This window comes from uncultured Campylobacter sp. (assembly GCF_937996225.1).
GTDB lineage: Bacteria > Campylobacterota > Campylobacteria > Campylobacterales > Campylobacteraceae > Campylobacter_B.
In genome coordinates this window covers 1-21,318 of sequence record NZ_CALKTC010000060.1, presented here as the reverse complement: position 1 = coordinate 21,318, position 21,318 = coordinate 1, and the positions used below count along the sequence as shown (strand labels likewise).

25 protein-coding genes and 1 pseudogene are annotated in these 21,318 nt (G+C 47.3%); 13 read left to right on the top strand and 13 right to left on the bottom strand.

Features of this window, described 5'->3' with window-relative positions:
- Positions 1–98 precede the first annotated feature (98 nt).
- The 5 genes and pseudogenes from Q0174_RS07065 to Q0174_RS11000 all read left to right on the top strand — a co-directional run bounded on the left by Q0174_RS07065 (position 99) and on the right by Q0174_RS11000 (position 3,930).
- On the top strand, positions 99–350 hold the full coding sequence (locus tag Q0174_RS07065) for a hypothetical protein (RefSeq protein ID WP_298042819.1): 252 nt from the start codon (positions 99–101) through the stop codon (positions 348–350).
- 199 nt (positions 351–549) lie between these two features.
- The gene (locus tag Q0174_RS07060) at positions 550–1,008 is read left to right on the top strand and encodes a CidA/LrgA family protein (RefSeq protein ID WP_081451750.1); all 459 of its coding nucleotides are present in this window, start codon (positions 550–552) and stop codon (positions 1,006–1,008) included.
- Positions 1,005–1,697: an LrgB family protein gene (locus tag Q0174_RS07055; RefSeq protein WP_005873245.1), complete on the top strand. Its 693-nt coding sequence runs from the start codon at positions 1,005–1,007 to the stop codon at positions 1,695–1,697. Before Q0174_RS07060 ends, Q0174_RS07055 begins: the two co-directional genes overlap by 4 nt.
- Before the next feature lie 9 nt (positions 1,698–1,706).
- Positions 1,707–2,273 carry a cytidylate kinase-like family protein gene (locus tag Q0174_RS07050; protein WP_298042817.1) on the top strand — a complete coding sequence of 189 codons (567 nt, stop codon included), beginning with the start codon at positions 1,707–1,709 and terminating at the stop codon, positions 2,271–2,273.
- Positions 2,274–2,535: 262 nt separating this feature from the next.
- Positions 2,536–3,930 (top strand): annotated as a pseudogene (locus Q0174_RS11000) (cytochrome C).
- A gap of 470 nt (positions 3,931–4,400) precedes the next feature.
- Here Q0174_RS11000 and Q0174_RS07035 read toward each other — a convergent pair.
- On the bottom strand, positions 4,401–5,264 hold the full coding sequence (locus tag Q0174_RS07035) for a DUF2314 domain-containing protein (RefSeq protein ID WP_298042810.1): 864 nt from the start codon (positions 5,262–5,264) through the stop codon (positions 4,401–4,403).
- Between the two features lie 200 nt (positions 5,265–5,464).
- Here Q0174_RS07035 and Q0174_RS07030 point away from each other — a divergent pair, with 200 nt between their 5' ends.
- Together Q0174_RS07030 and Q0174_RS07025 are read left to right on the top strand one after the other, a co-directional pair.
- Positions 5,465–6,523, top strand: a complete 1,059-nt coding sequence (locus tag Q0174_RS07030; RefSeq protein ID WP_298042808.1) for a hypothetical protein — start codon at positions 5,465–5,467, stop codon at positions 6,521–6,523.
- Between the two features lie 311 nt (positions 6,524–6,834).
- Positions 6,835–7,596: a hypothetical protein gene (locus tag Q0174_RS07025; RefSeq protein WP_298042806.1), complete on the top strand. Its 762-nt coding sequence runs from the start codon at positions 6,835–6,837 to the stop codon at positions 7,594–7,596.
- 297 nt (positions 7,597–7,893) lie between these two features.
- Here the strand turns inward: Q0174_RS07025 and folP are convergent, their stop codons facing one another.
- The 5 genes from folP to Q0174_RS07000 are packed head-to-tail and all read right to left on the bottom strand — an operon-like array spanning position 7,894 to position 11,858.
- Positions 7,894–9,036 (bottom strand): dihydropteroate synthase, encoded by a 1,143-nt coding sequence (folP, locus tag Q0174_RS07020; RefSeq protein WP_298042804.1) that lies wholly within the window; start codon positions 9,034–9,036, stop codon positions 7,894–7,896.
- Positions 9,033–9,653, bottom strand: a complete 621-nt coding sequence (locus Q0174_RS07015; RefSeq protein ID WP_298042802.1) for a DNA polymerase III subunit delta' — start codon at positions 9,651–9,653, stop codon at positions 9,033–9,035. Before Q0174_RS07015 ends, folP begins: the two co-directional genes overlap by 4 nt.
- Positions 9,650–10,183: a HobA family DNA replication regulator gene (locus Q0174_RS07010; RefSeq protein ID WP_005873254.1), complete on the bottom strand. Its 534-nt coding sequence runs from the start codon at positions 10,181–10,183 to the stop codon at positions 9,650–9,652. The genes Q0174_RS07015 and Q0174_RS07010 overlap by 4 nt, the downstream gene beginning before the upstream one ends.
- Complete coding sequence (locus tag Q0174_RS07005) at positions 10,183–11,388, bottom strand: aspartate kinase (protein WP_298042800.1); 1,206 nt, start codon at positions 11,386–11,388, stop codon at positions 10,183–10,185. Before Q0174_RS07005 ends, Q0174_RS07010 begins: the two co-directional genes overlap by 1 nt.
- Positions 11,388–11,858, bottom strand: coding sequence for an RNA pyrophosphohydrolase (locus Q0174_RS07000; protein ID WP_298042798.1), 471 nt, complete (start codon positions 11,856–11,858; stop codon positions 11,388–11,390). Before Q0174_RS07000 ends, Q0174_RS07005 begins: the two co-directional genes overlap by 1 nt.
- Before the next feature lie 136 nt (positions 11,859–11,994).
- Between Q0174_RS07000 and hemW the strand changes: the two genes are divergently transcribed.
- From hemW to Q0174_RS06970, 6 genes are all read left to right on the top strand, one after another.
- Positions 11,995–13,068 (top strand): radical SAM family heme chaperone HemW, encoded by a 1,074-nt coding sequence (gene hemW / locus Q0174_RS06995; RefSeq protein ID WP_298042795.1) that lies wholly within the window; start codon positions 11,995–11,997, stop codon positions 13,066–13,068.
- A gap of 57 nt (positions 13,069–13,125) precedes the next feature.
- Positions 13,126–13,818 carry a Sec-independent protein translocase protein TatB gene (gene tatB, locus Q0174_RS06990; RefSeq protein ID WP_298042793.1) on the top strand — a complete coding sequence of 231 codons (693 nt, stop codon included), beginning with the start codon at positions 13,126–13,128 and terminating at the stop codon, positions 13,816–13,818.
- A gap of 15 nt (positions 13,819–13,833) precedes the next feature.
- Positions 13,834–14,589 carry a twin-arginine translocase subunit TatC gene (gene tatC, locus Q0174_RS06985; protein ID WP_298042791.1) on the top strand — a complete coding sequence of 252 codons (756 nt, stop codon included), beginning with the start codon at positions 13,834–13,836 and terminating at the stop codon, positions 14,587–14,589.
- Between the two features lies 1 nt (position 14,590).
- Positions 14,591–15,610: a tRNA preQ1(34) S-adenosylmethionine ribosyltransferase-isomerase QueA gene (gene queA / locus Q0174_RS06980; protein ID WP_298042789.1), complete on the top strand. Its 1,020-nt coding sequence runs from the start codon at positions 14,591–14,593 to the stop codon at positions 15,608–15,610.
- Positions 15,607–16,644 carry a hypothetical protein gene (locus Q0174_RS06975; protein ID WP_298042787.1) on the top strand — a complete coding sequence of 346 codons (1,038 nt, stop codon included), beginning with the start codon at positions 15,607–15,609 and terminating at the stop codon, positions 16,642–16,644. The genes queA and Q0174_RS06975 overlap by 4 nt, the downstream gene beginning before the upstream one ends.
- 140 nt (positions 16,645–16,784) lie before the next feature.
- Complete coding sequence (locus Q0174_RS06970) at positions 16,785–17,132, top strand: hypothetical protein (RefSeq protein WP_298042784.1); 348 nt, start codon at positions 16,785–16,787, stop codon at positions 17,130–17,132.
- 601 nt (positions 17,133–17,733) lie between these two features.
- Here the strand turns inward: Q0174_RS06970 and Q0174_RS06965 are convergent.
- The 7 genes from Q0174_RS06965 to Q0174_RS06935 all read right to left on the bottom strand — a co-directional run.
- The gene (locus tag Q0174_RS06965) at positions 17,734–18,231 is read right to left on the bottom strand and encodes a hypothetical protein (protein ID WP_298042782.1); all 498 of its coding nucleotides are present in this window, start codon (positions 18,229–18,231) and stop codon (positions 17,734–17,736) included.
- 102 nt (positions 18,232–18,333) lie between these two features.
- Positions 18,334–18,636 carry a hypothetical protein gene (locus Q0174_RS06960; RefSeq protein WP_298042779.1) on the bottom strand — a complete coding sequence of 101 codons (303 nt, stop codon included), beginning with the start codon at positions 18,634–18,636 and terminating at the stop codon, positions 18,334–18,336.
- A 111-nt stretch (positions 18,637–18,747) separates the two neighbouring features.
- Entirely contained in the window at positions 18,748–19,008 is a 261-nt protein-coding gene (gene rpsR, locus Q0174_RS06955) for a 30S ribosomal protein S18 (protein WP_295151385.1), read from the bottom strand.
- Between the two features lie 13 nt (positions 19,009–19,021).
- Complete coding sequence (locus tag Q0174_RS06950) at positions 19,022–19,612, bottom strand: single-stranded DNA-binding protein (protein ID WP_298042776.1); 591 nt, start codon at positions 19,610–19,612, stop codon at positions 19,022–19,024.
- Positions 19,613–19,622: 10 nt separating this feature from the next.
- Entirely contained in the window at positions 19,623–20,036 is a 414-nt protein-coding gene (rpsF, locus tag Q0174_RS06945; protein ID WP_005873267.1) for a 30S ribosomal protein S6, read from the bottom strand.
- 84 nt (positions 20,037–20,120) lie between these two features.
- Positions 20,121–21,125, bottom strand: a complete 1,005-nt coding sequence (locus Q0174_RS06940) for a DNA polymerase III subunit delta (protein ID WP_298042774.1) — start codon at positions 21,123–21,125, stop codon at positions 20,121–20,123.
- On the bottom strand, positions 21,125–21,318 hold a 194-nt coding region (locus tag Q0174_RS06935), incomplete at its 5' end, for a hypothetical protein (protein WP_298042771.1). The genes Q0174_RS06935 and Q0174_RS06940, both read right to left, overlap by 1 nt.

Sequence of the window (21,318 nt, the reverse complement as noted above, 5' to 3'; positions counted from 1 at the left end):
CGCAGGCTCGCTGATCGCGCCGAAACGCGCCACCGGATTTAAGAAATTAAACTTTAAAGCCTTTTTGGCTAGTATCGCGCAAATTTAAAGGAGCGAAAATGCAAAGTTTCAAATGGCAAATTTCAAAGCGGCTCAAGCAGGCGATGCGCGAGCGAGATATCGATAATCTCGCGCTCGTGCGGCACACGGACGAGCTGTATTCGCGCTCGCACCCGGGCCACGATGAGGATATGCGCGCCGAAGTTTACACGGTCTTGGACGAATACGCGCCCAACGTCGATATTGAAATTTTTGATCTAGTCTGCAAGGTGCTCGGCGTCAAAATAGAGCTAGGTGAGACGCTTGATTGAATAGTCATCGCCAGATTTTATCCGTGCCGCAAGGCTAAATTTAGCGCTATAATAAATCGCAAAATTCTACCTACAGCCTAGCTACAGAGCTTGCTTAAGTAAATTTTGCTGCAAAATTTCGCCCAAACCTAGCAAGATTAATATCTATTTTAACTGCAAAGTGCTAAATTTAGCCCTAAATTTTAATCCGAGGTAAACTTTGAACTACTTAATCCAATTTAGTGTGATTTTAGGAATATCTTTTGTTGCAGAGATTTTGGCGGCGCTCGTGCCTGTGCCAATCCCCGCTAGCATCTATGGGCTAGTCATTATGCTTTTAGCCCTGATCTTCAAACTCATCAAAGTATCGCAGATCAGAGAAACCGTGTCGTTTTTTATGCAGATTATGCCAGTGATCTTTATCCCGGCGGGCGCTGCGATCATCATCGCAGGCGACGCGCTACGCCAGCATCTTTTCGCAATCATCGCGATTACGGCGGTCTCTACGGTAGTAGTCATCGGTGCAAGCGGCGCGGTAACGCAAATTTTTTATAAAATCGCCCTCGCCCGCGTTAAGCGCAGGCTTTACGCAGCCGCGCACGAACAAGACGGCGTGAATACAAAGGGCGTGGATGCGAAGCTGGAGCGCGAAATTCTATCCGGAGACGACAAAAAATGAGAGAAATTTTAATGAACTCCGCTTTTTTCGGCGTGTTTTTGTGTCTAGGCTCGTTTGAGCTGGGGCTTTATCTAAAAAAGCGCTTTAAGCTAACGATTTTCAACCCGCTTCTAATCGGTATCGTGCTTACCGTCTGCGTGCTTTTACTCTTTAAAATTCCATACGAAAAATTTAACGCGAGCGCCTCGCACATTAGCTTTTTCTTAACGCCGATTACCGTCTGTCTAGCTGTGCCGCTATACGAGCAGCTGGCGCTTTTGCGAAGTAATTTTTTAGCTATTTTTGCAGGACTGATTTCGGGTATGATCGCAGGACTAGGCAGCATCTACGCGATGTCGGTGATATTTGGGCTAAATCACACAATGTATGTCACGCTACTACCGAAATCTGTCACGGCGCCGATCGGTATGGGTATCAGCGAAAGCTTAGGCGGTATCGTGACGCTAACGGTGGCCTGCATCATCGCTACGGGCATCATCGGTAGCGTATTCGGCGAGGCACTACTTAAAATTTTTGGCATCAAAAAGGCGATGGCAAAAGGTATCGCCCTAGGCTGCGCGAGCCACGCGATGGGAACGGCGCGCGCTCTTGAGATCGGTGACGTAGAAGGCGCAATGGCGTCTTTAGCGATGGCGGTTACGGGGCTTCTTACCGTCATCGGTGCCGGTATTTTTGCACATTTCATCTAAGGAGAAAATATGATAATCTCGATCGCTAGACAAACGGGCGCAGGCGGGCGCGAAACCGCGCGCAAACTAGCCGAGCGCTTAGGCTATACCTATCTAGCCAAGGCGGATCTGCTCCGCAAAGCAGACGAGCTTGGCTGCTTCGAGCAGATGTATGAGTTCTACAACGAAATGCCCGTAAATACGCTACTTCAGGCAATATCGCACAACGAGCTAGCCAATGAGCAGAAGCGCGATCGTATCGTAGCAATTTACGAGAAGATTGTCTCGGGCGGCAACGTTATAGTGCTTGGGCGCTGCGCCGGGTTTTTCTTGCGCGGGCATCCGGATCTGCTGACGGTATTTTTACGCGCGAACGATGAGTTTAAGCTCGCTAGATTAGAAAAAGAGGGCCATACCGACGCGCGAGAGTATATGGAAAACAGCGACGCAGGCAGGATGAGCTTTCATCAATACTACACCAACCAAGTCTGGGGCGCGTCCGCAAACTACAATATCTGCATTGATACGTCATATTGCGGCATCGATAATGCGGTAAATATCATCGAGTATCTGGTCAAACATCACATTGAAAAGTGATTTGTGCCTAAGCGCACAAAAGTAGAATTCATCTTTAAAAAGATAAATTCTACTTTATCTCGCAAACCCGCCCTATTTCTATCGTAATTTAAAATTTACATCTTTTTTGAGCTCGAATTATATTTGCAAATGACGCATTTAGGTGTATTATAAAGCCTCTCATTCAATGCGACATTAAATTCTAAACCGCGCTTACTCACTGAAAAGCGGTAAAATTTAGCTAAAATTTGACGAAATTTAAATCCAAATTTAAGGAGATAAAATGCAAAGCAAAGCCCATCTATGCCCGCAGTGCGGTGAAAACACGATCTATTTCGACGGCATCTGCCACTCATGCAGCCAAAGGCAGAGGCGGGATGAAATTTTAAACCTAAGCGCGGACGAAGTGGAGGCGATGATCCTAAAAATCGCAGAGCGAATCGGCGAGATCGAAAAATGGCAGGAGATTTACAACGATTTTTGGGCACTTTTTAGCCTGCTGGGTATTCACGATCCAAGGATCGCGCGAGCCGCCGCGGCGGCGGAGATATACTGCCCGCCGGAGCTTTACTTCGGCGCGCCTAAGGACGTAAGAGACGCGCTCATAGCGAAACTAGACTCGCTACAAGACAACGCCAAAAACACTCTAAATGACGTTCTGTGCGCGCTTGCGTGGCAGGGCGACGAGCAGACGACGCGGCTTTTTTACGAGCTGTATCAAAACCCGAAGCCGTGGCGCTAAAAGCTCTATGCAGGCACCGAAATTTACGCTCAAATCGGCGGCTGGAGCTTTGATCGGATGGGTGAGCGAAAATCACTCGTTTTTGATAAGTGCCTTGCAGTAGTGCGCGTAAAAGATAGCGCGGAGAAAAACAGCGGCTGCGCTAGCGAGCGCGGAGATGAAAACGCAAACGAAATTTTAAATTTCAAAGGCGGTGCGGGCAGCGCAAATTCCGAACAAAACACGCAAAAAGACGTAGACGAAATTTCAAATTTACACGTGGGCGCACAGAGCGCTCGCACGGGCATGGACGAAGACGCGAGCTTGCGGAACGAGCGCGTAAATTTCAAATCAGACGCGCAAAAAGACGCCAGTAGCGGTTTAAATTTAAGCGAAAATGCAAAGGATGCCCGCTGCGAATGCGCAAACCAAAACGCGGATGAGCCCGTGCAGATTGGCAGATCTACGGGGCAAAAGTGCGAGTTTTGCGGCTGCGAGATGCTCGATATGCTGCGTCTTAAGGCCGATGAGCCGCGGCTTGCGTTTCTAAATTTAAAGCGCGACGCGATCTTTCGCTGCTGCCCGACCTGCGTCGGTTCAGTCAGATATTTTTGTAAACGCGGCGCGGACGGCGAGATGGAGCTAAGCTGCGAGGGCGAAGGGATGGAGAAGAGCTACTTTTCGCAGCAGGATCTTGCGCGGCCGAGCGGTATGAAATTTAAACTAGGCAGCGAAGTTTCGCCTTTTTACGGCTACTTTGACGAGCTTGACGTGACAGTAGGCGGCTATCCGCAGTGGGTGCAGGATGCCGCGTATCTGAGCTGCCCTAGCTGCGGCGGGACGATGAAGCATCTAGCGCAGATCCCATTCGGCGAGCTGGTGCAGGGCGAGGGGGTCATATACGTGCAGATCTGCGAGAAATGCGAGATTTTGGGCGGTTGCTTTCAGTACACGTGAGGGCGGGGTTTTTAAAATTTGCGCCCCGAGCCTGCGCAAAAATCGGCGTCGTACTCTTTAAATTTAATCAAGACGGAGATTATGGGGCTATTTGGCCTCGGTAAAAAGAATAGGTACGAGTTAAATTTACAAGCCATAAAATTTAGCCTCGCCGGCGTTTCGCGCCATAACCAAATTCGGCTAATGAAATTTTATCAAAGTAGCTCGCACTATAACCAAATATATAAATCTAGCGAGCCTAAATTTTAAAAGTTTCAAATTTTAAATAAGCTTGCCGTGCTATATCGAACGTATTTGGCGGCAAACAGAATTTACAAGCGGCGAAATTTAAACAATGCCCGCAACGGTATTCGGCATGTCTAGCGATAGTAAAATTTTCATCTCGGATGCAGCCAAATTTATCGCCATAGACTCGCCGTTAAATTTCACAAACGGTAAAAGCTAAATTTCAAGCGACAAACTTGCGCCGCCTACCTACTAAGCGCCTCCGCGACGTGATCCCAGCCGAGCGCTCTAGCATAATCGAGCGCGGTTTTGCCGTGGATACTTTTAGCGTTTTTATCTGCACCCTTAGCGAGCAAAAGCTCGAGCCTCGTCAGATTGCCCGCGATCGCCTCGTGGTGCAGCATCGTGTAGCCCTCATCGTCCGTGCGCGTGATCTCGTCCGGATACCCGCGCAAAAATTCCTCGAAATTTTTCTTCGTATTGACGCTCATCGGGTGCTCGGTTAAATTTTGCGGATGCTCCTGCTGTTCGTACGCCACCAGCACGACGCCCGGATCGCCGAAATTTAACCCCCACGCCTCGTCGTGCTCGGCGCGCTCGTTCTGGCTCATAGCTTTGCGCATCGCCTGCACGCTAAAGCCGCCGTAGGTCTTGCCCTCTATCGCAAACATCCAGTCGCTGATCTGCTCTAGCGGCACCGCGACTTCGTCGCCGTTTTTGACGTTGCTTAGCACGTTGGGGTCATTTACGAGCACGCCGCAAACGCGCTCGCCGTCAAAATACACGTCGTTTACCCACATATGCTCGACCTCGGTGCTACCGTTTAGCTCTTGCGAAAAGGCGACCTTGACGCAGGCAAAGCTAAGCGCGGGGACGATGCGGAGGCGCTCCCAGTACAGCTCGCGCCAGAAGTAGCGAAAGCTCTTTTGCGCCTGCTCGAATGCTTTTAGCATCGCCTCATCTTCGCCGTCCGCGTAAAACACGGGCTCGCCGTCTGCGCTACCTTTTCCTTCGCAGCCGCCTTCAAGATCGCGTGCGGCGCGCTCGCAGGAGCCTTTGTCCTCACAGCACGCGTCATCGCCGCCGAATAGCTTTTTAAACAGTCCCATTTGCTCCCCTTAAATTTAGTTGAGATTCGTATTGTATTTTAAATTTACTTTCATTTGCCTGATTAAAATAGCAGGCAAAATTTCACCGCGCGAGCCGTATAGCGGAGCGCAGAAGAGCAGGACGGTTTTGCAGCTCGCGTTCCGAGCCTGCGCAAAAAATTAAGCTATAATTGCGTTTAAATTTAATTAAAGGAGAGATTATGGGGCTATTCGGTTTGGGCAAAAAGGCTGAGAAAGCACAAATCCCAAGCACTTTTGCCGGCAGAGTGGATAAATTTTGGGCGGAATTTAGCGGCATGGTAGACGAGATCAAGGCCAATCTGGCGGCAGAGGAGTTTGAAAAGGCGATGCAAAAGACCGACGAGAAGCTTCGCATCTGCCTTGCCGAGCCCTATTTTATGACGGGGCTCGCGGGCGAGCGGCTCGATCTAGTGCTAACTCCCGAGGGTATGAGACATCGATTATTTTGGCTAAGCTTCATCAAAAACGCCATGCCAAAACAGCTTGAGGGCAGAATGCGCTGCACGCTCGGAAAGCCGCGTGCACCGCGAGGTATCGGCGGGATCGAGATGTACAATACGCACGTAAACGCCGAGGAGTCGATGATCTACGCGCAGTTTAACGAAAGCGACGTGGATATTAAAATTTACAACGAAAACCTAGCGGCTCTACTCGCGCAGGACGAAGGCAAGGCCTACAATCTTAGCTTTATCCTGCTTGACAATATGATCGGCGAAACGGCGATCATAAATACGCTAGGCGAGCTTGAGGTGCTGGCCCAGCCCGAAGAAAACGGCGTGCCGCTAAGCGAATTTGCCGATCTGATCGATGAGAAATTCGGCGAAAAAGCCGCGCGCGAACCGCTAAAGAATTTTTTCAGCTATGAGATGCAGCCGCGCGGTAGCGAGGTGCGCGAGGACGTGATCGTAGGCACCACCTGCCTAACGGCCATCGTAAATCAATATCTAAACGGCGAGCGCGACATCTATAACGAAGCCTTCGAGCTCGGCATTAAATTTTGCTTTCTTAGCATAGGTAACGGCGGCGACGTGCAGGCGGGCTTTGATCTGCGAAACAAGATCGAGGACGAGGAGCTAGAGAGCTGCGGCTCGTTTCTAGAGATAATCGGCGGCGCAACCGGACAGAGGCACGCATACATCGATCTCATCTGTTATGACGAGGAGAGGCTAAAAGAAAAAGTAAGCGAGCTTTGCAAAAAATACGGTGCGAATATAGAAATCCATGATTTTAAGCGGTAGCGGTCTCTGTTTTTGCGGCAGATGAATTTGAAATTTTGCGCCATCGCGGAAAATAAATTTTAAAATTCTACGCCGCCGCATAAAATAAATTTAAAATTTGCCTTACCGCACGCTTTTCGTTCAGTTTTACCATTTCGCCGACACGCGGTAAAATTGAGCGAGCCGTGAGCTTGCGATATAAATTTTTGGCGATTTAGCAGTAAAATTTGCGAGGTTCGCAGTGCGAATTTACGATGATAAATTTTGCTTCGGTTTCAGTACAAAGCGCGCCGATTCAGGAGCTTTGAAAGATAAAATTTTAGGAAACAAACATGAAAATTATCTCGAAATTTAAAGATAATTACGATTTTATGGTGTCAAAATACGGGCTTGACGAGACTTTGGTCTATGACCGCAGAAACTCTACTCTAGTCGATGTGGACGAGCTATGGAGGCTTGACGAGGGCGATAAAAAGGTCTTTGAAAGGAAGCTTAGCGGGTACCGCTTTATCCGCGGTAAATTTATAAACTGGAGCAAAACTGACGTAAATAAACTGCCGCGTCTGATTCACTCCGTGATTTTCATCGGCAAAAATTTAGTCCATATTTTCGCCTCTCAGGGTAAAATTTACACGAGCCTAGAGCTTGACGAGACGGAGCTAAGAAGGCAGTATTGGGAAGACAGAACTTTGAGCTTTAGTGATGGATTTCGCGCCCATATCATCTCGTGGCTAGGCAAGGTCGGCGAGCAGGCTACGCGCGAGGAAATTTTGCAGCTCGTGGCGCTAGAGGGCGACCGCAAAACGACGCTAAAAAATATTGTTCGCGACGATAAAATTATAAGCAAAGATGAAATTTTGAGCGCCCCAATCGTATTTTTTAAGCTCACACAGAACATTCACACCGCAGCGATAAATCCACAGTTTAACGCGATGGGGTTTTATCTGAACGCCGATTTCGTCTGGCAAAGCTTAGTCGAGTTTTTATCCGCCAAAAAGGACGCCTCCGCTCCGGCAGGCACGATACCAAATGATATAAAAATTGCCAGCAAGGGCTTTGACGTAAAGCGCTCGTTTCGCCCGAGAATGAAATAATTCGGCTCGCGCAGCAAATAATCCGTGCAATCGTCGCTAGAATTTATCCCTCTTTACTTCGCTGTTTTGACGCGCCACATAAATCGAGCGAAATTTTATAAATTTTTATAAGTTTCTACGAGCAAGCGCACGAAAACTTAGGCACAAAATGAAATGTGGATAAAATTCCGCAAAAGCTCTTTCGCAAAATTTTAAAAGAATTAAAATATTTCCTTAAGGAATTTTAAAATTCCGCATAAGGCGGATTTGTAAAAATTTAGTGAAAAATATGAAATTTCACGAAAATTCTACAAAATTTTAAAATTTTACCGCAGCAGCGTCCATCGCGCGCATTAGCCGCAGCATTTGAGCGTGTTCGAAAACATCGTGCGTGCGGATGATCGCAGCGCCATTTAAAGCCGCGATCTGGTGCAGATACAGCGAGCCTGCAAGCCTGTCCGAGACCGCAGAGGGGCTGTAAAAATCGATAACGCTCTTTCTGCTTGCGCCTACAAGCAGCGGGCAGCCAAAGTGCAAAAAATGCTGCAAATTTTTAATCAGCACCAAATTTTGCTCGGCAGTCTTGCCAAAGCCGATGCCCACGTCAAGGATAATCTTTTTAAGCCCTGCACTTTGCAGCTGCTGCAAATTCTGCGCAAAAAACTCATCGATTTCGCCCATTAGATCGTCATATTTGGGCGCAAGCTGCATATTTTGCGGCTTTCCTTGCATGTGCATCAGCACGTAAGCGGCGTCGTAGCGAAGCGCAAGCGGGGCAAGAGCTAGGTTCGCACTAATGTCGTTGATGATGCTAAAGCCCCGATCTAGCGCAAATTCCAAGCAATACTCATCAAAGCTATCGAGGCTAAATTTAGCCTTTTCGTGCAGACGCAGGCGGTAAATTTCACTCAGCACATCCTTTATGCGCGCAAACTCCTCATCCCTACCGCAGTACTGGCTACCTGGGCGCGAGCTCACGCCGCCAATATCGATGATAGCGGCACCCTGCTCGATCATCTTTTCGATCTTGCAGATCGCCTCTTTTAGGTTTGCCGCACGGCTTGCGGGGTTGAAGCTGTCGGAATTGATATTGACGACACCCATTATTTCGCAGCTTTGCGGCTTAGTAAATTTCTCGCTTAGAAATTTCGCGACCTCTTTTAGCCCAAAATCCTGCAGAGCTTCCTTTTGCGCCAAAGCCTCGATCTGACGGTCGTTTGCGATCAAAACCGCATCCGTATCATCGCGCCCTAGGACCACTCCTTCATTGCACACAAGCTCGGCGCCGATACTAAGGGCATCTTGCTTTAAAATATTCGCCGCGGGCGCTCGCAGATCTTTTAGATAGAAAAAGTTTAGGCGCGATTTTTTCTGCATTATCGCCCGCCCCGCATTTCGCACGCCGATGCGCTCGCAAATCAGCGCAAAATCAGCTTCGTTTGAAATTTTATAAATTTTCATCTTTTCTCCTCGATCATCAACAGTAGCGGAGTAAGCACGGCGTGGGCTTTGGCGTTGTGCTCGGCGAGGTAGCTTAAGCGATCTATTCGCTGCAGCTCATCGCCGCTTAGCCTGACGCCCGCTTCGAAGCACTCCAGCGCGATCTCGCCGATGAGCGCTTTTAGCGCCGTTTTATCCAGCTCGCCCTTGCGCTCCAGCGCGATCTGCGCGTCGATAAACTCCACCGCCTCCTTTAGGCTGAGTCTGGTTAAATTTAACCCGGTGCGGTATCTGGGTTTTCGCACGCAGAGATTTTGCACGATCAGGCGCGAGCGGATAGTGGGCAGCAGGGCGTTGATGAAAGGGGTGATCAGGAAAAACACCGTGTTTTTAGGCGGCTCCTCTAAAATTTTAAGCAAAGCGTTTTGCGCCTCCTCGCCGAATTTTGTAGCGGCGATGACGATGATCTTATCCTCGCCCTCGGCGACGTAGGCTTCGTCGATGATCTTTCGCGCCTCGTCGATCTTAAGCTCGACGCTTTCAAAAAACCTTAAATTTTTACGCGGAATTTCGGCTAAAATTTTATCTTTAAAGCCCTCATAATCGTTCGTTAAAACGATCTGATTTATGATTTTCAAAGCACCACTTCGTCAAAAAGCACGGCGTCGATGCTTTTGTCTAAAATTTTAAAAAGCTGGATTAGTTTGAGATCCAGGCTCGGATCGCTCTCGCTCATGTAAAAGCTGTTTTGCAGCCTCTCGTCGATGAGCCACAGATAGCTGTCCTCGTGGCTTTTGGCGATTTTGGCTAGCGGATGGTTGCCGTTGCCGATGTAAAAATATATAAAGCCGTTGGCAAACGCAAGGCTTAACATATCGTTTAGCAGCAGCGCGTCCTCTAGGCTATTTACGCCGCCGCGATAAAGCGAACGCAGCGAAAAAAACGGCAGCAGCGGGCGTGAGTTGGTCGAGGAGTTGATCTTTTTGATGATGTATTCGCTAAACCAGCTTCGCTCATCATCGCAGATGACGATGAAAGCAAAGCCGTCGTGGAGGAATTTTAGCTTTGATGCTAAAAGCGGCGTCCAGTCCTCCTTGCGATCCTCGAGCCACTCAAGTCCGGGCTCGGAGCGCATCGCCGTGACGCTCCAAGTGTGCAGATCCTGCATTATTTATCCAAATCGTAGGCTTTATGCAGCGCGCGCACGGCGAGCTCGCCGTATTTGGCCTCTACGATCATCGAAATTTTAATCTCGCTCGTGGAGATCATCTGAATATTTATCCCTTCGTCCGCGAGCGTCTTAAACGCCTTGCTGGCTATACCGCTGTGGCTTTTCATACCTACGCCCACTAAAGAAACCTTTACGATATCGGCGTCGGATTCGATGATGGAATTCGGATTTGGATTTACCTCTTTCATTACCCTATAGGCCGTCTCTAGCTCGTTTTGCGGCACGGTAAAGCCCAAATTCGTCTCGCCGTTTCGTCCGATATTTTGCACGATCATATCGACGTTGATCTCCTTGCCCGCAAGCGCGGAGAAAATTTCAGCCGCGACGCCGGGGCGATCCTCTACGTTTCTAATCGTAATTCTTGCTTGATTTTTATCCAGTGCAATGCCGCTAATTACCGCATCTTCCATCTTTTCTTCTCCTGTTATGAGTGTTCCTTCATGATCGTTAAAACTGCTTCGCGTCACCAAATTTACGTTTAATTTTTTCGCAAGCTCAACGCTTCGATTTTGCAAAACCTTCGCCCCCAAGCTCGCAAGCTCAAGCATCTCGTCGTAGCTGATGCGATCAAGCTTTTTAGCTTTTGGCTCAATGCGCGGATCGGTCGTATATACGCCGTCTACGTCAGTATAAATTTCGCACAGATCGGCATTCAGCGCTCCTGCGACGGCGACTGCGCTAAGATCGCTTCCGCCTCGCCCGAGCGTAGTTACTTCGCCTGCGGTGCTGATGCCCTGAAAGCCCGCGACGACGACGATTTTGCCCTGCTTTAGCGCCTCTTGCATGCTTTTTGGATCGATCGAGACGATGCGAGCTTTGGTGTGAAAATTATCCGTCACGATGCCCGCACCTCGCCCGCTAAATGCGATCGCAGCATAGCCCTTGGCGTTTAGCGCGATAGCTAAAAGTGCGCTCGTGACGCGCTCGCCCGAGCTTAGCAGCACGTCCATCTCTCTGCCTACGGGAGTTTTAGTAAAAAATTCCGCCTGCTCGATGAGCTGATTGGTAACGCCGCTCATCGCAGAGACGATTACCGCGACATCGTGTCCTTCGTTTTTAGTCTTTATCACGCGCTGCGCAACCGCCTCGATCCGCTCTAGCGTGCCGACGCTCGTACCGCCGTATTTTTGAACGATCAGCATTAAATGTAACCCTCCTCCTTAAAATATTTTAAAACCGTCGCGTAAATCGGCTTTTTGAAGTGATTGACGTGCCTTAAAACCTCATTCGCGCCTACGAATTTAAATGCGTCGAACTCCGGAAGTTTGGTATTGATGTTCAGATCAGCCAAATTTCGCAATCGTACTAAAAAATACCTTTGAATTTGCCCGTCATATGGGCGCATCTTTTGAGCTACCCCATCGGGAAAGTCATAGCTGAGCCACTTCGGGCACTCAGCGATGATATCGACTTTGCTTGTCCCGATCTCCTCACCGAGCTCTCTGCGAATAGCCATCGTAGGCGTCTCACCGTCGTCAATACCGCCTTGAGGAAACTGCCAAGCGCCTTTGATGTCGCTTCGTTGCGCAATCAAAATTTCGCAGTTAAACGGATACGATGGCGAAAGCACGATTGCAGCGACATTTGGTCTGTAATTTTTCTCTTTTTCCATCTCGTTTTCTCACAAAAAATTTCTCAAAATTCTACCTAAAAATATTAAAATTTGCGTTAAGAGGCTTAAAATTTATATAAATTTTCAAATTAATTCGCTAAATTTTGTGACATAAATTTAGCCCATAGGACCGACCTTGCACATCTATATCCACGTGCCGTTTTGCACCTCCAAATGCCCGTATTGCGCCTTTGGCTCTTTCAGCGATGAGTTTAGCCTCGTAAAAAGCTACTTTCGCGCGCTAGCGCTTGAGGTGCGCGACTTTTTGGCGAAAAATCCGCAAGCGAAAATTTCGACACTTTTTATCGGCGGAGGCACGCCAAGCGCCGTAGATGCGAGACTTTATGATGAAATTTTTGCGCTGCTCGCGCAGCATTTTGCCGCCAAAGCCGAAATCAGCTCGGAAGCCAACCCAAACTCCGCCAGCCTCGCTTGGCTTAGGGCGATGCGAAAGCTCGGCGTAAATCGCATCAGCTTCGGCGCGCAGAGCTTCAACGATGCCAAGCTAAAGCTCCTCGGTCGCGCGCACAGTGTGGCGCAGATTTTTCTGGCGGTGCAAAATGCCAAAGCGGCGGGCTTTGACAATATAAATTTAGATCTAATCTACGCGAGTAAATTTGACGATAAAAGGAATTTAAAATTTGAAATGGATGAGCTTGCGCGCTGCGAAGTGCCGCATCTAAGCGCCTATGCGCTAAGCCTTGAGGAAAACACGCCCTTTTTCGGGCGCGAAAGCTTCAAAAGGGAAAGCGCGGCTCTAGCTAAATTTCTCTTTGCTCTGGCGGCGGATAGCGGCTTTAGCCAGTATGAAATTTCAAATTTTGCCGCGCGCGGACTGCGCTGTAAGCACAATCTCGCCTACTGGCGCGGCGAGGATTACGCTGGATTTGGGGCATTTGCGGTCGGGACTAGCGCTCAGGTGCGCCTTAGCTCGCCTAAAAATTTGCGAGATTACATTGCAGATCCGCTGCAAAAACAGCGCGAAGTTCTAAGCGCGCAGGATAAAAAGCTCGAGCGCATATTTCTTGGGCTGCGCTGCGTTTTGGGATTTGAGGCGCAAATTTTAAACGCCGCGGAGCTAAGCAACGCGCAGCTGCTCGTGCGGGCAAAAAAGCTGAAATTCGGCGAAGATAAATTTTATAATCCTAACTTTTTGCTCGCCGACGAGATCGCGCTTTTTATCACGCAAGAAAGCCGCCGCGGGCGCTAAATTTAAGATTAATGAAATTTTAGTTACAATACGCCACTTTTTACGTTAGGAAATTTTATGTTTGGTATCAGTATGCCTGAAATTACGGTCATTTTAATCATCGCGATAATCGTGCTGGGGCCCGAAAAGCTTCCGAAAGTGCTAGTCGAGCTCGCGAAATACTTCAAAGTCATCAAAAAAACCATCAACGACGCAAAATCGAGCTTCGATCAGGAGCTTCGCATCGCCGAGCTCAAAGAGGACGCCAAAAAATATAAAGAGAGTATCACACAAGCAAGTGAGGGCGTGCGCAAAAAGCTCACGTTTGAGGAGCTCGACGAGATAAAAGGCGGCATAGACTCGGTCAAAGAGACGCTAAATGCGGGGCTAAAAAACATAGAAGGCTCCGTAAAAGATACGCTAAATTCCGCGGAAGTCTCGGCGCAAAAACAAAGCGAGACGGCAAATTTAAAAGCAAATTCGAGCGGCGGAAATTCCGCGCAAAGCTCGGGCGCCGCGAACTCTGCGCAAGGCTCCGCCGGCAGCGCAACAAATTCCGGCGTTGAAAGCAAAAGTGCGAATTCTGGCGCTGAAAACAAAGGCAAAAATTTTATGCCGAGCACGGATGGCGGCGCGGGAAATTCCGCACAAAATACCAATGCAAGCGGTGAAGCGAAAAGCGCTGCGCAAAATTTGAATGCAAATTTAAACGGCGATGCGCAAAATTCTATGCAAAATTTCGCGCAAAATAACGATACGCAAAAATCATAATGAGAGAGAAATTTAATGTTTGAAGAGCTAAAACCCCATCTAGCCGAGCTTCGCAAGCGCCTAGTTATCTGCGTTCTGTCCGTCATCGTCCTTTTTATCGCGTGCTTCGGCTTTTGGGAAGATATTTTAGGCTTTATGACCCGCCCGCTAGTGCGCGTGCTTCCTAAAGGCAGTGAGATCATCTTTACCCAGCTTGGCGAAACGTTTTTTACCGCGATGAAGGTATCGTTTTTCACCTCGCTGCTTCTAGCGATGCCGATAATTTTCTGGCAGGCGTGGCTTTTCATAGCGCCCGGGCTTTACGACAACGAGAAAAAATACGTCATCCCCTTCGTTAGCGGCGCAAGCATTATGTTCTTTTTGGGCGCGGCGTTTTGCTATTTTTTCGTAATCCCCGTCGCATTTAATTTCTTGGTAAATTTTGGCGCCAAGCAATTTACTGCGATGCCTACAATCGGCGAATATGTAGGCTTTTTCGCTAAGCTCGTCGTCGCATTTGGCATCAGCTTCGAGCTTCCGGTGGTGACCTTTTTTCTCGCCAAGATCGGGCTTGTGACGAACAAAAGCCTAAGCGATTTTTTCCGCTACGCAATCGTCATTATTTTCATCTTTGCAGCGGTGATGACGCCACCGGACGTGCTTAGTCAGTTTATGCTCGCAACTCCGCTAATTGCGCTTTATCTGCTCTCAATCTTCATCGCCAAAATGATAAATCCGTATAAGCCTGAGGATGACGAAAGCGAAAATTCCACGGACGTAGCGAAGGCGTGAGATGGCGGATCTAAATTTAGTTGGCAGCTACGATTACGAGCTTCCTAGCGAGCTCATCGCAAGCGCTCCCGTCATGCCCAAACAAAGCGCGCGCCTACTGATCTACGACCGCGCTAAGGAGCAGATCACGCACGCGCACTTCGGCGATCTGGCGGACGCCCTGCCGCCCTGCGATATTATTTTTAACGACACGCGAGTAATTAAGGCGCGCCTATTCGGTCACAAAAATAGCGGCGGCAAGATCGAGCTTCTGCTAAACTCGCCGCTTGAAGGCAATAAATTTAGCGCCTATATTCGCGGCAGCGTCAAAGTAGGCAGCGAATTAAAATTTCAAAGCAATCTTAATGCGCGCGTTTGCGAGCTGATGGAAGGCGGGCTTCGCATCGTGCAATTTGAGCGCGGCGGCAAGGCTTTAAATACCCACGATGTTTTTGAAATTTGCGAACGTATCGGCCATGTGCCGCTTCCGCCGTATATCAAGCGCGCCGATACGAAGGAGGATGCGAGCTGGTATCAAAGCATCTTCGCGCGCGAGCAAGGCGCCGTCGCCGCACCCACCGCGAGCTTGCATTTTAACGATGCGATGCTAAACGATCTGCGCAAAAACCACGAAATTTATTTTATCACGCTACACGTAGGCGCGGGCACCTTCAAGCCCGTGGAAGTAGCGGATCTGCGCGATCATAAGATGCACGGCGAGCTCTACTCCATCCCGCCGCAGACCGCGCAAATCCTAAAAAGCGAGCGAAAAATTTTAGGCGTGGGTACGACGGTGACGAGAACGATCGAAAATTTTGCGCGCAACGGGCAAAGCAGCGGGATCTGCGAGCTGTTTTTGCACCCGGGCAATCCGCCGATAAGACAGAATTTTTTGCTTACGAACTTTCACCTGCCAAAATCCACGCTGATAATGCTCGTAGCGAGCTTCATCGGTCTTGAGCGCACGCTTGAGCTCTACCGCATCGCAGTGGAGCAAAGATACCGCTTCTACTCCTATGGCGATGGGATGCTTGTGCTATGAAAGCCGTGGTTTTAGGCGCGCTAGCAATATTGGCTGCGACGGCAGGTTTTGCGGCAAGAAAACTTTTTGCTAAAAAGCCCGCCGTAAGCGGCAAAATTTTCTCCGCTGCGCCTAAAGCCAAAGAAAGCGATTCCGTCGTGCCTAGACGCGAGGATATCGCGCAGATCGATATTTTAAAAATTTTAAAATTTCAAAGCGAAATTTTATTTGAGGAGTGCACGAAATACGATAGCACGCTCTATCTTAGCTTCCCGCCGCAGCTGCCGCGTATCTACGGCGGCGAGGTGCTAAATCTCACTAGCGCGGTCTTTGATGCGTGCGAGTTTTTTCTGCAAAATATCGCCGAGCCGATCTGCGTGAGCGTGGAATTTAGTAGCAAGGAACTTAGAGCAAATATAAGCTCTATCAAGCTAGACGTGCGAGTAGGTATCGATCGCGAGCTAAAGGATCCGCGTACCTATGCGCTTAAAAGTGCACTAGAAAGCGCTGCTAGCACGGACGATGAGTATCTTACTTCGGCGCAGACCCATTTGCGTGCACTCGGTTCGCATCCAAGTATTGGAGCCGACGGGCGCGGAACCTTTATCAAAATGGATGCCGTGCTTAGCTGCTTCGCGCAGCAGAGCTTTAGCGCTAAAAAATACGACTACAACGTCATAATCACGCATAAAAACCGCGCGATCTTTGAGGAGCTAAGAGATTTTTTAAGTGGGCTTGGCTGCGACGTGATGCCAAACTCCAACTGGGAGAGCGCGAAGAGACATCTAAACGACTTCATCTACGTAGCCGACGTCGTCATCCTTGACGCCGAGATCTTGCGCGCCAATATAAGCGAAATAAACTACCTCAACGCGCTGGAAAAAGACGGGGTGTTTTTCATATTTTTACTTAAAAACAAACACTCGCTCAAGGTGCTGGAGGGGCTAAGCTTTAAATTTTTCAAGCTCGAGATGCCATATTTCTACGACGAATTTTATGCCACGCTTGATCTCATCGAAAAGATCAAAAACGATGAGAATTTCTTGGGGCTGTAGCGAACAGGCAGCGATAAATTTAAAACCGAAGAGATTGAAGTGCTATATTTTGACTTAGATTGGATCAGGGGCAATATAAAAGATAGCGAATATGCTTTAAGAGAGCGGCGGTACGAGGCGTATTTAGGCTGCATAAAAATATGCATACGCTAGAAAGAATTTTTGCGGGCATAAACTTCAACGATGCGCTATTGCTACCCAAAAAGCAAATTAATGAAAAGTTGCATTTGAAATTTTACATCGGAGATTTGCAAAATGGATATTATGAACTAAAATGCGCTATGAGCTCGGATCAAAGATGCGATGCGGCGCCCGGGGAAATAATAACGAGCGAGATATTTTACGAAAATGGCAATTACCGCTTCTCTTTCATTCTCGCTTGCTTGAAGGAATACGCCGTTAATTTTTCCAGGATAGATAGCCTTAAATTTAACGCGATTTCGCAAAGAAAATATAGCCGCGAGTTTAAGAAATTGAAACTTTCATAGTAAATCCAAACCTCGGTTTTTTACGTATAAATTTCATCCGCTAAAGATTGCCGCCTCGGTATTTATCTCATTTACAATCTAAAATTAAAAATATTAGCTAGCGAAGTTTTGGGAGGTATGGATTTTGATTTAGACACGAGCTTTTGACAAACGATGTGAGCTTCGGAGGTATAAGAATTTTAGTTTTTCGTGACTTAGAATGTGTCGCGTACTTCAGGTCAAAGCGTAGCGATGTGAGATAAAATTTTGCTCGCTCGAGTGCTGACGCATTATGCTTTTAGAAAAGACACAAAGTAACGTAAATTTAGCTGTGCCTTGTAGCTGAAATCCATTAAATTTAAGCCAGAATCATTCGGCGACAGTGTCATTCGCCAAACCCTCTAAGGCAAAATCTCTAAATTTAAGTTCTGGACGTCATATGCAAGCAGATTTCCTTCTGCCCTTAAAGCATTCAAATCATATTAAAATTTGAACTTCCAAACGAACCTAAAGGAATTTTGACAATCACTACGTTGCATTTAAAAGCGCGCTCGATAAGAGATATAAAAAAACTAGCAAATTTTAAAATTTAGCCAGGCAAACTTTGCTCGCGATTTAAATTTTATCTTTTGCCCTCTTTTTTAGCCTTGACTGCCTCATAAAGTTCGTCGATCGAGGTTGCGGACGAGCCCGAATATTTCTGTGACGCTTGCATAGTTTTTTTGCCCCATTTACCGTCGATCGTCACGCCGTAGCCGCTAAACATCAAACTTCGCTGGATATAATAGACTTTATCTTGCTGCGTCATATTTTGTTGCTTCTGCACTTCGCGCTCAGCATCCTTTGCCTGCTCACTTTTATAAACAGCATCAGCCGCTAAATACCCCAGAGTCAAACTTACCGCAAGAGACGTAATTATCATAAATCTATTATTCGTATTGCATATAATAATTACATATAATAACCAGGTCGCGATACAAAATACTATATATCCTGCGGCAAAAGCAATCGTGGCATTAAAAGCACTGAAAATAACCATAGCGGCAGCGATTAAAATCACTACCGCAAGCCCTTCAAGTGAAGTAGCCGCCGCAATAATGAGACCCAATAAAAAGTCCATAAGCAACCTTTAAAAATTTAAATAGCGAGACTCTCTGATTATAAATTCAATCGGAGAGTTTTAGAATTTAACCGCCGATTGGGCGATGAAAAATATGCAAGACTATTCGACATGTTTCATAGTCCTATGAAATTCCGGGCTATGATCTCTTGCTAGCGCAAAAGAATATAAAACCAAAATCGTACCGATAGAGATGAGAAAAACATCTTGAATTATAAAACCAGCTCTTATAAGGACACGTATTCCAAAAACAAGACATACCACGCCTATTAGAAATTTCAAAAACCATGCTCTACTATAAGATATCTCCGCCTGACATCCGCTACATACGACCGCACCGTATTTGATGTCATCTTTGCCGCAAAAAGGACATTCCAAATATTCCGCCTGCCCATTCTCTGCCATAATTTCTCCTTTGAAAAAATATAGGTGGATTATATATATAAGAGCGGGCTTAAATTTTAAAATTTAGAGTTTAAAATAGGGGGAATTTTAGCGGCTTTGTACCGCTAAAATTTAAAGATTTTCGAATGGATTTACGACCACGTCTTTGCGATCGACGATATAAGGTATAAGGGCTGCTTGGCGCGCGCGCTTGATAGCCTTTTCTACCATCTCTTGGTATTTTTTACTAGTGCCGGTTAAGCGGCGCGGCATAATCTTAAAGCGCTCGCTTAGGCAGTGCTTTAGCAGCGCCGTGTCCTTATAATCGATGAATTCGATCTTTGCCTCCGTAAATTTGCAATACTTCCTAGTATATTTTCTCTTATCTGCCATGATTTTTCCTTAATTAAAATGGGATCGTGTCGTTGCCATCGTCGTATTTATCGGCATCGACGTCGACTTCCGGAATCGTGCTTTCGTAACTCTGCTCTTTTTGTTTAGGTGCGTTGTAATCGTTTTTTGCGCCTCTTGAATTTGAGTTTTGTCTGTTAGCATAGCTATTTCCGCCGCCGTAATTACTGTAGCTAGAATTTCCTCCGCCGTAGCCGCCGGAGCTTCCGCCATAATTGCCGCCCTCGTAATTGCCGCCTTGATTATAGCCGCCGCTTCCACCTTGATTACTTCCTAGCATCTCCATCGTATCTACGCTAATGGAGTGCTTGCTTCGGTTCTGTCCGTTTTGATCCTGCCACTGATCTAGCTTTAAGCGGCCTTCGATCAAAATTTTACTGCCTTTTCGCAAGTATTGATTTGCGATTTCGGCCGTGCGACCGAAAAAATCTATGTCTATAAAGCACGTCTCTTCGCGTTTTTCGCCGTTTACGTTAAATTTTCTAGTTACGGCGATAGCGCTGTTGCCTATGGCTGCGCCCGCAGTCGTATATCTAAGCTCGATATCTCGGGTCAAATTACCTACCAAAACTACTTTATTGAACATATTTTATCCTTTATTCGCCCTCTTTGGCTGCTTCTTCAGGCTCTTTTGGCTCTACCGGCGCTTTTGGCTCGCGCTCTTTTTTCGCAGGGCTTAGTTTGATGCCTTTGCTTAGCTTATCCCAAGCGGAAATTTCACGCTTAGTCTCATATTTGACGGTCAAAAATCTAATGATATCTTCGGTGATGCGCAGATTTCTAACAAGTTCGGAGATCAAGCTCGGCTCGGCTTTAAAATAGATTACAAAATAAACTCCGCGCTCATATTTGTCGATCTTATAGGCTAGCTTTCTAGCGCCCATTTCGATCACGGAAGCGATCTCTCCGCCGTTTTTGGTTATGATTTCTTTGACGAAATCGACTTTTGTTTTAACTTCATCGTCGGTAAGCGTGGGCTTAACGATGAATAAAACCTCGTAGTTTCTCATAAATTCTCCTTATGGATTTTAGCTCGCAAACGGTGTCTGCGGGCAAGGATTTTGCAAAAAATGCGAAGAGATATTACTAAAATTTCACTTAATATTTGCTTTTTGCCCGAGCGAACTTAGCAGCATGCGCTGCAACCTCAAAAACGACGCGAGCAAAAGCTCGTCCTTCGCCGCGTTCTTTTCGCTTTTGAGTTCAAATTCCAAATCGTTTAAGTGAGCGAAAATTTTATAAAATGTTCGCGTTGAAAAGTTGGTGGCGTAGCGCTGCATCTGTGCGGCCACGGAAGGGGGCGGCTGATAGCCCAAAACCGCCTTAAAATCAAATCTGCCGTTTATTTTCACGTAAGCATGCAGGCGAAAAATTCTATAAATCAAGCGGTAGAAATAATTTATCAGCTCCATTTCGTTGTATCCGCCGCCCAGAGCCATTTTGTAAAAATCTACGCGAAAGTCGCAAAGGCTAAAAATTTTATCGAAAAGCTCGTCGTAGCTTACTTCGCTAAGGCCATAAACCATCAAATTTACGTTTTGCAGGTTAAGCTCTAACCCCAAACTTGCAAATTTTTCTATCTCGCTCGCGCTTAGGCTCAGGCTTTCGTTGTGGATGGCGTAGATCCTGCTAAGCGCGGCGGTGTTTGCAAAAAGCCCGCACATCTCGCATTTTTGCGCAAGCAGCGCTATGGCTTCGTTTACGCCCGAGGGTTTGAAAAACCTCACTTCGTTTCGTTCAAATTCCTTGATAAAATCCGCGCTTACAGAAATTTCGCTATCGTTTAGCTCGTAGATCAGGTGGTTATTCGCGTCCGCCTTGCACAGCGCGATGAGCCTTCGCAACTCCTCTTTTTTGATGAGCGAGGCGGTTTTGATGTGAAGCGTGTTGCTACCGCCGAAAAGCGAGGGCTCCAAGAAGCTTCGCGCCTGCTCAAAATCATACTCCAAAAAATACAAACTCAAAAAATTTTCCGAGGCGTAAATTTGCTTCAATCGCTGCGCGTAAAGCTCGTTTGAAAAATCGTCTCCGCCGCGCAAAAGCACGAAATTAGGCACCCTTCCGCTTGCGATAAGCCCGTCAAATTCTTTCCTATACATCAGATCTTCTTTACCACCCTGCCTAAAATCACTCCGCTAGCAATGTTTGCGTCCGTAAGCTCCACTAGCACGGGCGTTAAAATGTCGCCGGCGAAATTTGAAACTAAAATTTTAGCCCCTTTTAGCTTGTCGTCTAGCTTTGCGGTGACGGAATTTCCGTTTTCGTCGATGTAGCAGCGAAATTTTTTGCCCA